This window comes from Cryobacterium sp. TMT2-10, assembly GCF_004403075.1.
Classification (GTDB): Bacteria; Actinomycetota; Actinomycetes; order Actinomycetales; family Microbacteriaceae; genus Cryobacterium; species Cryobacterium shii.
The window spans coordinates 1-12,898 of record NZ_SOGW01000046.1 but is presented as its reverse complement, the minus strand read 5'-3'; the positions used below and the strand labels follow the sequence as shown (position 1 = coordinate 12,898).

Here is a 12,898-nt window from a genome sequence, read left to right as displayed (position 1 = left end):
GGCGCCACCCAAGATCGAGTCCTTTCTGAGCGCTACCGCACATGGCTCAGTGAACAACCGAAAGTCAGCGCTTGACAACAATAGGAGCATCAAATTCCGCGCCCTGGTGCTGAAGGTCCGCGAGGGCGGCCGAGTCGCCAACGTCCACGCGCTCCTCGCGACGGGCGTGAACAAGGACGGGCACCGCGAGATCCTGGGCCTGCAGGTCACCAGCGCCGAAGACGGCGCCGGCTGGCTCGGCTTCTTCCGCGACCTGACCGCCCGTGGCCTCACCGGCGTGAAACTCGTCACCAGCGACGCGCATGCCGGCCTCGTGGCCGCGATCGGGGCCACCTTGCCCGGTGCGACCTGGCAGCGCTGCCGCACCCACTACGCCGCGAATCTGATGTCCGCGACCCCGAAGTCCAGCTGGCCGTGGGTGAAGACCCTGCTCCACTCCGTCTATGACCAGCCCGACGCGGACGCCGTGCATGCCCAGTTCGACCGGGTCCTGAACGCCCTCGAGGAGAAGCTCCCCGCGGTCGCCACCCACCTCGAGACAGCCCGGGCAGACGTGCTCGCGTTCACCGGGTTCCCGAAGGAGATCTGGCGTCAGCTCTGGCCCAACAACCCCCAGGAACGCCTCAACCGAGAGATCCGCCGCCGCACCGACGTCGTGGGCATCTTCCCCGACCGCGGCTCCCTGATCCGACTCGTCGGCGCGGTCCTGGCCGAACAACACGACGAATGGATCGAAGGCCGCCGCTACCTCGGCCTCGACGTCCTCAGCCGCTCACGCCTCACCCTCATCCCGACCGACAAGGAGGAACCCACAACCGAACTCGGCGCCCTCAGCGCCTAGAAATCCAAGAATCACGCGGAAAACCCGTTACACCACACATTTGGACTTGACCCAAGCCTTGCCCGGGTGCGGACCGACTACTAACGTTCTGCACAGTGGGCGATGGTGATTCCTAGCCCCCGTCGAGAGGAGGCGTTATTCCAACCGTGATCGCCCACCATGATGTGAAGGACAAGGATCATTGGTTTGCCTCACCGAAGCGCGAAGAGGTCTTCGGCCCCCTCGGCGTCACTAACATTCGAACGTTTGTCGATCCTCAGAATCCGGCGCAAGTCGCGGTGCTGAGGGACGTCGCCGACTTGGATGTCCTCACGCCCGCGATGCCATCCGAGGCAATGGCCGAAGCGACGGCCTACGACGGCGTGCTGGGCGAGGCCTTGATGATTCTCGTCGAGGCGAAGCACGGGTGCGCGAGAACTGCTTCTCGGGCGTGAAGGACCTCGCCTCGGGTCGCGATGAATGAACGATATCGGCAACTCACCCCACCCCCACGAAAACGAAGGCACACCCATGTCAGGCACCCGAACAAACCGCGTCGAAAACCCTTTCCCCCGCCAGATTCGGGACGCGACCCGATGAGAACCTTCATGCGGTGGATCGTCGTTGTCGTGCTCGTCGGGCACGGTCTCATCCATCTGCTCGGCGCAGCCAAAGGGTTCGGCTGGGCGGAGGTGAAAGCTCTCACCGAGCCGATCGAACCGGCGCTCGGCCTGGTCTGGTTGACCGCCGCGATCGCAGTCATAGCGACCGGTGTGCTGCTCGCAGCCCGCAATCGCATGTGGTGGGTCGCCGGCACCGCGGGCGTCCTGATCTCGCAGACCGCAATCCTGACCTCATGGAGCGACGCCAAAACAGGCACGCTGGCAAACCTCCTGCTGTTGGCCACTCTGGGATACACCTTCGTGTCCCACGGCCCCACGAGTTACCGTGCCGAGTACCGGCGTCGCGTTCAGGCCGCGCTCAGCGAAGCCCAACCGCGCTCCGGCGTAGCCGTGACCGAAGCCGACCTGGCCCACCTGCCAGAGCTGGTCGCCGAGCACGTACGACGCTCTGGGGCCGTCGGTCAACCCCGGGTGTCTTCCCTGCGCGCCAATATTCACGGCCGGATACGTGCCAGCGCCACGTCGCGATGGATGACTTACACCGGCGAGCAGGTCAACACCTACGGGCCCGCGCCCAGCCGGTTGTTCTGGATGGACGCCACGATGTTCGGCCTGCCGGTCGACGTCCTCCACGTCCTCGTCGGGCGCACCGCCACCATGCGCGTCAAGCTGTGCTCGATGCTGCCGATGGCAAATGCTGCAGGGCCGGAGATGGACCGGGCCGAAACCGTGACACTGTTCAACGACCTCTGCATCCTCGCCCCCGCGGCGCTCATTGACGCCCCCATCGTCTGGCAGCCCCTCGACGACAACCATGTCCGCGGGGTATTCACCAACGGTGCGCAGACCGTGACCGCCGACCTGACCTTCCGCGACGGCGACCTCGTCGACTTCATCTCCGACGACCGGATGAGCACCACCCCGGACGGCTCCACCTTCACCCCTCAACCCTGGTCGACACCCGTGAGCGACTACCGAGCTTTCGGCACCCGGCGACTCGCCACCCGCGGCGAGGGCCGTTGGCACCCCACTGCCCCGCACGACCAGTTCGTGTACCTCGAATACAACCTCGACACCATCACCTACAACCCCGACGCCACAGCGGCTAATACGCTGGGCCAAGTTTTACGGGTGCGGAGGCCGAGGCTCCCAAAATGACGGCCACGGTTCCACGCGTATTCTAGAATTCCTGGTTTGGCCGACGAATCCACTGCGTGCGCGACTGACCTTGACCCCGGAGAGTGGACACGGGTTAAGCGGCGAGTTGGATAGAACTCGGTTTTCAAGGTCACGAAGAAGCTCTCGGCCATGGCGTTGTCCCAGCAGATTCCGGTGTATCCCATCGACCGGGTGATGCCATGTGCGGCGGCGAACTCGGTGATCTGCGCCGACGCGTATTGGGCGGATGTAATCGGTGGTGTCCGCGGCGTTCATCCCGGTGATTGTGTAGCGGGTGGAGATGCGTTGATCCAGCGCCGAGAGCACCGCGAGCTTGAGCCGGCGCCGCAGGGTGGGCTGGCCGATGAGGAGCATCGCGAAGTGTGACCCGGTGTCCATGTCGCTGTTGGTGAGCATGCGGAGCGCTTCGAGGTCGGTGTTGGTGAGCAGGTGGGCTTCATCGATCACGACCACGGGCAGGCGGGCGCGTTCGTCGAGTTCGCCGGCGAGGAGTTCGGCGGTTTGGGAGGCGAGGACGCCGGAGAAGAACGCGGGGGTGCCGCCGAGCGCGGTGACGATGCGGGTGTGGATGCCGCGCATCGTGATCGTCGGGTCGGGAATGTAGATGACCTGGTGCCGGGACGGCTCGAGGCCGGCGAGGGCAGCACGGACGGCGACGGTTTTGCCGGCGCCGACTTCGCCGCTGATCAAGCCGAGCTGGCGTTGACTGACGCACCAATCAATCCGCGCGATCGCTTCCCGATGCGACGGGTACGGGTTCAAGGCCTGCGGCGGGATATCGCGGGCGAAGGACATGCGGGTGAAACCGTAGTGCGATTGCAGGGTGTCAATACTCATCGGGCGGCCTCCTGAATGGTCGGCACGAAGACGACCGCGGCCCGTTTCGAGGCGGACGCTCTGACGAAGCTGATCGGTTCCCCGGCCATGGTGCCCTTGTGCCGGGTCTCGACCAGGCGCAGGTAGTCGATGCCGGACGCGGCGTTCTTCGCGCCGGTCTCGGCGGTGTCGGCTGCGGCAGACGCGGCCTTCTTCTGGACGTGGCGGCGGATTTCGCTCAGCACGGCGATGCCGGCCGGGACGCCGCTGCCAGCCGAGACGGTGATCAGCCCGGCGAGGTCGAAGGGGTCATAGATCAGCTCGACGCGTTTGCCGACGAGGAGTTGATCGACTTGATAGGTGTTGGACTGCAACGACACGGTCGCGGACTTCGTCACCGTGCGGATCGCTGACCACTGGAACGCTTCCGCGATATCATCCCGCGATTTCCGCACCGGTTTGCGGCCCACCCAGCTGGCATCCCAGCGTTGCCACGGTGTTTGCCCGGTCGTGGAGTGCACGGCCTGGTGGTAAACCATCTCCACCCACGACGTGAACGACGCATTCAATTCATCCAACGACGTCACCATGCTGCCCACCCCCGCATCGACCTCGCCCGTTTTGGTGTCGACGGTGGTGATCTCGGTGAGGAACTGCGAGTTCACGGTATTGAAGAACCGCTCGATCTTCCCGCGACCCTGAGGTTGGTAAGGTGCTGAGTGTGTCAGCCGGATTCCGAGCTTCGCGCAGGTCCGTGACAAAGACGCAGAAACACGCAAAGCCTCAACTGAACGGTATTGAGGCTAAGCGGGACCCACTGACCTCCCGCCGATTTGGCTCCGGAGCAGGTCTGAGAGGCCGAGGGCATGATCCTTGAGCATGCATTTTTTTCGGTGCTGGCCGGTCCCAAGGTCGAGTTCGAGGCCGCGTTCAATCAAGCGCGTCCTCTGATTGGCGGCCAGCCCGGGTTTCGTTCCTTATCCTTGTCAAGATCAATGGGATCGCCGAACTTATATGATCTTCTTGCGGATTGGGATTCCGTGAAAGCTCAGACGCGAGGATTTCAGCGTCGAGCCACGCACGTTGCTGGTTGAGAAAATCGGCGAACTGATTCGCGTTTTGACTCCAATCGCCAACTTTATTGTCGAGGCCGTTCCTCCTGTCATGACCTGGTTGCGGGAGAAGGCCGCGCTGCCCAACCTGCCGTATACGCGCACCTGCCCGGACCGTTGAGTCGGCCCGGGCAGGTTTCTGTCGTCCCCGTCAGCCGCCGTGGACCGGCGTCGTGGGACCGCGGCGGGGTCAGCGGTAGGCCACGCCGTTGGCTGTCACGGAGACCCGGGTACCCGCGGTTCCGTCCAGGAGCGCGGGCAATTCTGTCAGGGATCCGATGAAGGCGTCGCGACCGGTGTTGCGGGCGAAGTCGATCGCAGCCTCAACCTTGGGTCCCATCGAGCCCGCCGGGAAGTCGAAGTTCGCGAGCGTGTCCGGGTGGACGAGCATGATGGCGCGCTGTTCTGGCGTCCCCCAGCCGGTGTAGACGGCGTCCGCGTCGGTGGCGATCACTAGGGAGTCGGCCTTGAGGTCCCGGGCCAGCACCGCGCTGGCCCGGTCCTTGTCGATCACGGCGTCGACGCCGATGAGTTTGCGGGAGCCGGGCTGGTACATGGTGGGTATGCCACCGCCGCCGGCGCAGATCACCACCGTGTCGGCCTCCACCAGCGTTTTGATCGTGCTCAGCTCGAAGATCCGCTGCGGCATGGGCGAGGGCACCACCCGACGCCAGTGGTCGCCGTCGGGTTTGACGACCCACCCCCGCAGCACCGCCAGGCGACGCGCCTCGTCGGCGTCGTACACCGGCCCGACAAACTTCGTCGGGTCCGTGAACGCCGGGTCCGCCGGGTCCACCTCGGTCATTGTCAGGATCGTCGCGATCGACTTTTCGAACGGGAGTCGGTTGCCGAGTTCTTGTTCGATCATGTACCCGATCATTCCCTCGGTCTGGGCGCCCAAGACGTCGAAAGGGTACTCGGACGTGTGGTCGTAGGCGGCCGCCTGGAGCGCGAGCAGCCCGACCTGCGGCCCGTTGCCGTGGGAGATCACCAGCTGATGCTCCTGGGCGATTGGCGCCAGCGCGGCGCACGCCTTGGCGACGTTGGCACGCTGGTTTTGCACCGTCATCGGGGCGCCGCGCTCCTGGAGCGCGTTGCCGCCGAGAGCGACCACGATGCGCATCAGGAACCCAGGGTGGCGACCATGATCGCCTTGATCGAGTGCATCCGGTTCTCGGCCTGAGCGAACACGATGGAGCTGGACGACTCGAACACCTCGTCCGTGACCTCGAGCTCGCCGAGGCCGGTCTGCTTGAACAGCTGTTCCCCGACGGCCGTGTTCCGGTCGTGGAACGCCGGCAGGCAGTGCATGAACTTGACGTCGGGGTTGCTGGTCTTAGCCAAGACGTCCGCGGTGACCTGGTAGGGAAGCAGGGCGGCGATGCGTTCGTCCCAAGTTTCCTTGGGCTCGCCCATGGAGACCCAGATGTCGGTGTAGATGAAGTCGACCCCGGCCACGCCCTCGGCGACGTCCTCAGTGTGGGTCAGCCGCGCGCCCGTGCTCTCGGCGATCGTCTGGGCGGCCGCGATCACATCGTCGGTGTTCCACAGCTGGCGGGGGGCCACGATGCGCACGTCCATGCCCATCAGCGCCCCTGCCACCAGCAGCGAGTTCGCGACGTTGTTGTGCGCGTCTCCGAGGTACGCGAAGGCGATCTCGTGGTCGTTCTTGGTGGAGTGCTCGCGCATCGTGAGCATGTCGCACAGCGCCTGGGTGGGATGCCACTCGTCCGTCAACCCGTTCCACACCGGCACACCCGACGATGCGGCCAGCGTCTCGACGTTGGTCTGCGCCGAGCCGCGATACTCGATGGCGTCGAACATCCCGCCCAGCACCCGCGCGGTGTCCTTAACGGACTCCTTGTGCCCCATCTGTGACCCGCTCGGATCGAGGTAGGTCACGTGGGCGCCCTGGTCGTGCGCGGCGACCTCCATGGCGCAGCGGGTCCGGGTGGAGGTCTTCTCGAAGATGAGGGCGATGTTCTTCCCGGTTAGCCGCGGCAGCTCAGTGCCGGCGTATTTGGCTGCCTTGAGGTCCGCGGCCAGCCCGAGGAGGAACTTCCATTCCTTCGGGGTGAAGTCGACTTCCTTAAGGAAACTCCGGTTGTGCAGGTTAAAGCTCACAGGATCACCGCATCTCTTTCGATTGGACAGGACAGACATCGCGGACCGCCGCGGCCGCGGCCGAGCTCGGATCCCACGACGGGTACGACTTCGATGCCCTCGTCGGCGAGGTATCGATTGGCGGTCGTGTTCCGCTCATAACCCAGCACGACGCCGGGGGAAACGGCGAGGAAGTTGTTCCCATCGTTCCACTGCTCTCGCTGCGCACCCGCGCGATCGATTGGGGTGCGCAGGACCCGGACCTTGTCGACGCCGAGGGCCTCGGCCACGAGAGGAAACAGGTCCGTGTGCTCCGTAATGTCGTAGTCGCCGCCGGACCCCACCGGGGTGAGCATGAACGCGCGCAGCGTCTCGGGCAGGTACGGATAAACGGAGAACGCGTCGCTGTCGACCATTGTCATGGCGGTGTCCAAGTGCATGAACGCCCGCTCCTTCGGCAGCTCGACGACGATCACCTGGCGGACATGGCCGCCTTGGAAGAGCAGTCGGGCCAGTGTCTCGACCCCCTGGGGCGAGGTCCGCTCGCCCATCCCGATCATCAGCACCCCATTACCGATCACGAGCACGTCGCCGCCCTCGACGGTAGCGGGCTCGTGGGGCAGGGAATCGTCGCCGTAGACGATCTCCAGCCCGGCGTCGCGGAACATCGGGTGGAACTTGTAGATCAGGCGGGAGTTGATGGTCTCGCGTTTGCGGGCCTGCTTGGCCATCGGGTTGATGCTCAGGGCGCCGTAGATCCAGGCCGAGTTATCGCGCTGGAACAGGTGGTTCGGCAGAGGCCGCAGCAGGAAGTCGTCGATGCCGAGGGACTCCATCAGAAGGCTGGGCGTGTGCAGCATCGGCATGACGTCACTCTTGAGCACGCCCCCGATCAGGAGCTCGGAAAGCACCTCCGACGACGTTTGGTCGACGATCCGCTCCAGCGGCTTGTCCAGCGCGGGCCCGAACCGGATGGCCGTGGTCAGACACTTCTGCAGGAACTCCCGGGCACCCGGCGCGTCCAGCGCCGCGGCGAGCAGTTCGCGGAAGTAGTGCACCGTCACGTTGCGCTCTCTGAGCTGGCCGACGAACGCGTCGTGCTCCTCCCTAGCCCGATCGGCCCACATGACGTCGTCGAAGAGCAGGTCGTCGACGTTGTCCGGGGTCAGCCGGCTGAGCTCGAGACCCGGGCGGTGGACGATCACCTGGCGCAGCACTCCTACTTCGGATTCAACACGAAATGGCATGGCTATTCCTTACTATATTGATGGTGTAAATGCTCAGCGGTACTCGGGCACGGGGGCCGGCTTAGTCATCCGGTGCCGCTGCGCAAGGTAGACCGGGATCCCGACGACGAACGCGCCGCCGGCCATCAGGAACGGGCCCCAGACGACGTACCACAAGTCGCTGGTGTTCCTGGAGTAGTAGATGAAGGCGACCGAGAAGATCAGCGCCACGACCGCCACCGACACATCGAACGCGAACCTCGACGTGTGGACTGGGTGGCTGTCCCGCCAACGCCACTTGATCTGGGCCAAGGCGGAGAATGCGTAGGGCACGGCCGCCGTGATCCCGGTCATCAGGACCAGGGTGGTAAACACCGTTGAGCCGCTGGTTCCCAGATAGCTGATCACCACGGCGACCGAAGCCAGCGCGGTGGACGCGATGATCCCGAAGGCCGGAACCCGGCGCCGCGACAGGCTCCCGAACCGCGCCGGGAACAGCCCGTCCTTCGCGGCAGCCAACGGCATCTCCGCGCAGATCATTGTCCAGCCGTTCAGCGCGCCGATACCGGAGACGATGACGGCCAACGCCACCAAGTCCCCGGCCCAGGAACCGCCGCCGACGATCGAGTTGGCCGCGACGGAGTAGGACGCCTTGTTCACGTCCATAGCCAACTGCGAGGCGGGCACGATGCCGAACACGGCAACCATCGACAGCAGGTAGACGATGGCGCTAGCGAGCGTGCCGTAGATGGTCGCCTTCGGGACATTCCGTTCGGGATCGCGGACCTTCGCCGCGGCAACGGCCGCGGTCTCGACGCCCAAATAGCTGAACAGTGCGATCGCCATCGCTCCACCGATCGCCGACAGGCTGCTGTCACCGCTGAGGTTCCACGGCGTGAAGTTCCCCGCCTTGATGAAGAACAACCCGACGGTCGACATGATGGCCAGCGGAATGAACTTCAACACCGTCGTCCAGACTTGGACCGAACCCATCGCGTGCACGCCAGTCAGGTTGATCACGGCCGGGATCCACAACCCGACGAGGGCAATCAGGATGGACCAGCCGACCGCGCCGTCCTTGTTTAGGAAGTGCTCGACGTAGTACACCCAGCCGACGACGATCGCCGCGTTGCCCGCCCATGCCGTGATCCAGTAGGACCAGGCGTTAACGAACCCGGCCGCGTTGCCGAACCCTGAGCGTGCATAGGCATACGGTCCGCCGGCAGCCGGCAGGCGTCGCGACATCACCGCGAACATCAGCGCAAGCGCGACCGCCCCGACGGTGGCGAGGCCCATGGCGACCAGGCTGATCGGGCCATACGCCGATAATGCGTAGGGCAGCGAGAAGATGCCGACACCGATGATACTGCCCATAATCAGTGCAGTCGACTGAGGCAGGGACAGGGCGCGCTCGGTTGTGCGCCCCTCGGGCTCGGTCGGGACAGACCCGACCTCGGACCTTGGTTGGACCATGATGACCTCCGGCGTTGATACGGATATGTGACATCCGATCGTCAGGTCGAAAGATTTCCGGGCTTAGCAGCCGAGGGAACTAAGTGACGAGTTCACGGATGTTCTTGAAATGGATGTTCTTGAAATCTGCCGTGCATTTCGGTGGAGCGTGTCAGAAACCGACGCAGGGCAATGCCTGATCAGATTTTAAAAACGCAGTGGTTGAACTTAACATTGACGGCACGCCGATCACCGCCCCAAAGAGCCAGCGCTTACGGCCGAGCAGAAATCGAGACAATAGCGTCAGCGACCAGACCGAAAAGGTTCTTGGGATCGAAGGGACCGGCGATCGGATCGAGTTCGACGAAGAATGAGGCACCGGCGACTGAATCGCGCAGGTAGCGCAGCACCGAAAAGTCCTCGATGACAAAATCGACCGAGTCGAAGATGGCGATCTAGTCGTAGTGAGTGCGCCCCGCCGCCTGGGTCTCATCAGTAGTGGAGGTCGTGATGATGTCGGCGCCCGCCACCGCGTCCCGCACGCTCGTTACCACGACGATGTCGAAGCCGAACGGCCGGGCGGTGATGTTCTTTACGTTCATAAAACGCACCACGACAACCTTCTTTTTGTTTTCTGTAATTAGCCTATGACCAGGCAATGTGAACGCGTAACGAGCAGAACGAGCAGATATGTTCCATTAATCTTTCAAGATGGTTCCCCTGGCTGTACAGTGTGAATCATGCATACGCTCGATGACCTCGATCGCCGCCTAATCGGCGCGCTGCGGGCGGACGGGCGAACCCCCGTCACCACGCTTGCCCATGACCTCGGAGTCACGAGGGCAACGGTGAACATCCGGCTGCAGCGGCTTCTGGACTCGGGCACCGTCATCGGATTCTCCGTCCGGGTTCGCGAAGAGCGGGATCCCGACTCAATCCGGGCGATCGCGCTCATCGAGGTCGAGGGGCGTTCAACAGATCGGGCGATCAGCCAACTTCGCGGCTTTCCCGAAGTCCGGGCGCTACACACCACGAACGGCGGCTGGGACCTGGTGGCCGAGATCCGGACCGACACGCTGAGCAGCTTCGACCGGCTACTCGGCCAGATTCGCTCCGTCGAGGGCGTCGTTAACAGCGAGACGAGTCTGCTGCTCAGTTCGACGCTGTCCTAAGCCTCATTCCACCGACCGGCTGAGGTTGGGAGTCGTTTTCTGATTTGAGTTGCGGCGGCGTGCTGGGGCGTGGTTGTGCGCTGAGCCTCGCTGCTCGCGTTGTTCCACTTGGTTTCCAGGGTGTGCCCGGGTCGGGGCGGGCGGGTCAGGTCGGGGTTGGGCTCGGTGGTGCGAAGGCGTGGTCGAAGAGGTGGGCCCAGCCGGTTTCCCAGGGCCAGTTCTCGGGCAGGTGCAGTGTGATGCGCCGGGCTGACGAGGCGGTCCTCGCGGGGATGTTGATCAGTTTCCGGCGGATGGTCGCGGTCGTGGCCCGGGCCAGACCGGTGCCGGCGGTCACCGCGGCGGCGCGGGTGAGGTTGAAAGCGATGACGGCCAGGGCCAGCCAGGCCGCGTTGGCTGCGAACACACCGGAGGGCAGGTGGGCCAGGGCGCTGTTCTTCAGGTCGGAATTCACGAGGTCGATGGCCGCATGGGCGCGGTGGGTTTTATCCGCGGTGACCGTGTCCAGGGTGCTGGTGGTGAAGAACGCGTGGAAGCGGTGCAGGTCGAAGAGTGTGGTCTGGCCGGCGAGTTTCTGCTTGTTCAGCTCCGGGATCCGGCGCACGACGAGGCGACCGAGGATGTGGTCCGCTTTCTTCCGTGAGGTGAACGCGGTGTAGGGGATCTCGGCGACCTCGGCGTCAGAGATCCAGGTTCGGGTGTCCTCGTCGAAGATCGCATGGGTGTACTTGATCGGCGTCCACCCGGTTGCCGGGATGGCCGCGATGCGCTTCCTGACGGCGGAATCGAGGCGGGCAGTGACAGAGACGTCCGCGCCGCCAGCCATAGCGGCGTGGATGGCCACGAAAGTGTAGAACGCGGAATCGGCGCGGAACAGGACCCGGGCGGTTCCTATCCCGGGCAGGCGGCTGAGGGTGGCGAGGGCGTCGCGGATCAGCCGGGTCGCGCCGTGCGGGGACGAGGCGGCGCCCCGGCGCAGGCGTTGGGCGAGGATGATCGGGGTGCCGGTGGCCGTCTTCACAGTGGCGAGGATCGCGTTGAGCCCGCGGACGCCGGAGTAGCCGAAGCTGGCGCCTTGTTTCTGGTGCCCGTGGACCTCGATGATGGTGTCGTCCACGTCCAGGAACACATAGTCGCCATCGGGTTCCGGGCTGATCAGAGGGCTCAGAGCGGCGAGACTGATCAGGAACCGGGACGCGATCGCGTCCAGCTGACGCACATGGCCAAAGGTGAACGCGCGCAGGAACGACCCGAGCGTTGACGGGGCATAAAGCTGGGCGAAGAGTTTCCGCATCCCGCCGTGACGGAGCACGGTCATGTCATCAATGGCATCCGCACCGGCGAGCATCCCGGCAACCAGCGAGACGACCTTCAGGCCGGCGTTCGCACCCTTGTCGGTGGCTACGCTCAACCACCTGTCGGCCAGGCTAAGCAGGCCTGCTTTCTCGGCCAGTTTCATCGCGGGCACCAAACCCGCCGACGAAACGAGGTTGGAACCATCGAATGACGCGGACACGGCGGCGGCGGTGTGCGAAACTTGCATCTACGAGATGCCCTTCTGACTCAGCGAATTGTGACTGTGGTAAGTAACAATTTTCCCTGATAAGACGGGCATTCTCTGTTTAACGCGCCGCTAAATCCCAATCCCGTAAGCGATGGCAACCAACGTCGTTTTTCCGAGAAGGGAGCACCTGCAGGGCACGACCCGACCGCAGACGGTCTTGAAGATCCCCTGACCCAGCTAACACGGAATCTTGGTGTACGGGCGTCCCTTATCGTCGATTGACGTGCCGTTAGGTCCATAGGCCCGACACCCCGTGTACTTATCGACGCTCCCCGAGGACGGCGGGGGGCTTACCGGAACGGGGACAGAGGCAGCTCGCTCCTCTGCCGCAGCGCGCGCATCGTCCGCCGCTTGTGCGTCAGCCGCAGCCTGCGCATCCGCTGCAGCTTGTGCTGCTGCGGCGGCCTGGGCGTCAGCCGCGGCCTGGGCGTCAGCCGCGGCCTGGGCGTCAGCCGCGGCCTGGGCAGCGGCAGCGGCAGCATCGTCAGCCGCTTTCTTGACGACCGCAGCTTCGCGGGCCAACGCGGCCGTCTCGACAGAAGTTAGTTTCTTCTTGAGCGAGACGGCGCTCTTGTTAAAGCTCCGGAGGGACTTTGAGTGATTCAGTTCTGGAGTCTTGAGCAGGATGGCTATGGAAATGGGTGGTTCGTCGAGATCGATCAACCGCTACGTCGCCCGCGAAATATACCGCGTCCTGCAAAACCCACGGCCCGGCCTGCTAACCAACGACCTGGCCTGCTAACCAACGACCTGCGTCCACGGCGCCTCGCATTGCACCTCACCCAGACCGCAGTAGCACTCGAGCTGAGCGCCTGGCCCAAAGCCATCTCG

Annotated in this window: 15 protein-coding genes and 1 pseudogene; 6 read left to right on the top strand and 10 right to left on the bottom strand. The window is 64.3% G+C overall.

Annotated elements, in window-relative coordinates:
* Window positions 1–100: 100 nt before the first annotated feature.
* From E3T37_RS05545 to E3T37_RS05535, 3 genes and pseudogenes are all read left to right on the top strand, one after another.
* Window positions 101–841: pseudogene (locus tag E3T37_RS05545) on the top strand (IS256 family transposase); the annotation flags it as partial.
* 146 nt (window positions 842–987) lie between these two features.
* Window positions 988–1,275: a hypothetical protein gene (locus tag E3T37_RS05540; RefSeq protein ID WP_241978635.1), complete on the top strand. Its 288-nt coding sequence runs from the start codon at window positions 988–990 to the stop codon at window positions 1,273–1,275.
* Between the two features lie 141 nt (window positions 1,276–1,416).
* Window positions 1,417–2,601, top strand: a complete 1,185-nt coding sequence (locus tag E3T37_RS05535; RefSeq protein WP_134365817.1) for a DUF6544 family protein — start codon at window positions 1,417–1,419, stop codon at window positions 2,599–2,601.
* Here the strand turns inward: E3T37_RS05535 and E3T37_RS05525 are convergent.
* Both E3T37_RS05525 and E3T37_RS05520 read right to left on the bottom strand, forming a co-directional pair.
* Window positions 2,569–3,459: an ExeA family protein gene (locus E3T37_RS05525; protein ID WP_166806072.1), complete on the bottom strand. Its 891-nt coding sequence runs from the start codon at window positions 3,457–3,459 to the stop codon at window positions 2,569–2,571. The genes E3T37_RS05535 and E3T37_RS05525 overlap by 33 nt on opposite strands.
* Window positions 3,456–4,217 carry a Mu transposase C-terminal domain-containing protein gene (locus tag E3T37_RS05520; RefSeq protein WP_134365816.1) on the bottom strand — a complete coding sequence of 254 codons (762 nt, stop codon included), beginning with the start codon at window positions 4,215–4,217 and terminating at the stop codon, window positions 3,456–3,458. Before E3T37_RS05520 ends, E3T37_RS05525 begins: the two co-directional genes overlap by 4 nt.
* Window positions 4,218–4,304: 87 nt before the next feature.
* On the opposite strand from E3T37_RS05520, the gene E3T37_RS05515 reads away from it, so the two are divergent.
* Together E3T37_RS05515 and E3T37_RS16750 are read left to right on the top strand one after the other, a co-directional pair.
* On the top strand, window positions 4,305–4,532 hold the full coding sequence (locus E3T37_RS05515; RefSeq protein WP_134365815.1) for an antibiotic biosynthesis monooxygenase: 228 nt from the start codon (window positions 4,305–4,307) through the stop codon (window positions 4,530–4,532).
* Window positions 4,522–4,671, top strand: a complete 150-nt coding sequence (locus E3T37_RS16750) for a hypothetical protein (RefSeq protein ID WP_160141016.1) — start codon at window positions 4,522–4,524, stop codon at window positions 4,669–4,671. The genes E3T37_RS05515 and E3T37_RS16750 overlap by 11 nt, the downstream gene beginning before the upstream one ends.
* Before the next feature lie 69 nt (window positions 4,672–4,740).
* On the opposite strand, the gene arcC is transcribed toward E3T37_RS16750, so the two are convergent.
* The 6 genes from arcC to E3T37_RS05490 all read right to left on the bottom strand — a co-directional run bounded on the left by arcC (window position 4,741) and on the right by E3T37_RS05490 (window position 9,933).
* Window positions 4,741–5,673, bottom strand: a complete 933-nt coding sequence (arcC, locus tag E3T37_RS05510; RefSeq protein WP_134365814.1) for a carbamate kinase — start codon at window positions 5,671–5,673, stop codon at window positions 4,741–4,743.
* Entirely contained in the window at window positions 5,673–6,674 is a 1,002-nt protein-coding gene (gene argF, locus E3T37_RS05505) for an ornithine carbamoyltransferase (RefSeq protein ID WP_104171449.1), read from the bottom strand. The genes arcC and argF overlap by 1 nt, the downstream gene beginning before the upstream one ends.
* Window positions 6,671–7,900: an arginine deiminase gene (locus E3T37_RS05500; protein ID WP_134365813.1), complete on the bottom strand. Its 1,230-nt coding sequence runs from the start codon at window positions 7,898–7,900 to the stop codon at window positions 6,671–6,673. Before E3T37_RS05500 ends, argF begins: the two co-directional genes overlap by 4 nt.
* A gap of 33 nt (window positions 7,901–7,933) precedes the next feature.
* Window positions 7,934–9,352: an APC family permease gene (locus E3T37_RS05495; RefSeq protein WP_134365812.1), complete on the bottom strand. Its 1,419-nt coding sequence runs from the start codon at window positions 9,350–9,352 to the stop codon at window positions 7,934–7,936.
* A gap of 251 nt (window positions 9,353–9,603) precedes the next feature.
* Entirely contained in the window at window positions 9,604–9,741 is a 138-nt protein-coding gene (locus E3T37_RS16745) for a hypothetical protein (RefSeq protein WP_160141017.1), read from the bottom strand.
* Between the two features lie 45 nt (window positions 9,742–9,786).
* Window positions 9,787–9,933, bottom strand: a complete 147-nt coding sequence (locus E3T37_RS05490) for a hypothetical protein (protein ID WP_134365811.1) — start codon at window positions 9,931–9,933, stop codon at window positions 9,787–9,789.
* 138 nt (window positions 9,934–10,071) lie between these two features.
* Between E3T37_RS05490 and E3T37_RS05485 the strand changes: the two genes are divergently transcribed.
* Window positions 10,072–10,503 carry an Lrp/AsnC family transcriptional regulator gene (locus E3T37_RS05485; RefSeq protein ID WP_134365810.1) on the top strand — a complete coding sequence of 144 codons (432 nt, stop codon included), beginning with the start codon at window positions 10,072–10,074 and terminating at the stop codon, window positions 10,501–10,503.
* 145 nt (window positions 10,504–10,648) lie between these two features.
* On the opposite strand, the gene E3T37_RS05480 is transcribed toward E3T37_RS05485, so the two are convergent.
* Complete coding sequence (locus tag E3T37_RS05480; protein ID WP_134365809.1) at window positions 10,649–12,046, bottom strand: IS1380 family transposase; 1,398 nt, start codon at window positions 12,044–12,046, stop codon at window positions 10,649–10,651.
* 198 nt (window positions 12,047–12,244) lie between these two features.
* The gene (locus E3T37_RS17065; protein WP_179954733.1) at window positions 12,245–12,730 is read right to left on the bottom strand and encodes a hypothetical protein; all 486 of its coding nucleotides are present in this window, start codon (window positions 12,728–12,730) and stop codon (window positions 12,245–12,247) included.
* Window positions 12,731–12,898: the final 168 nt, after the last annotated feature.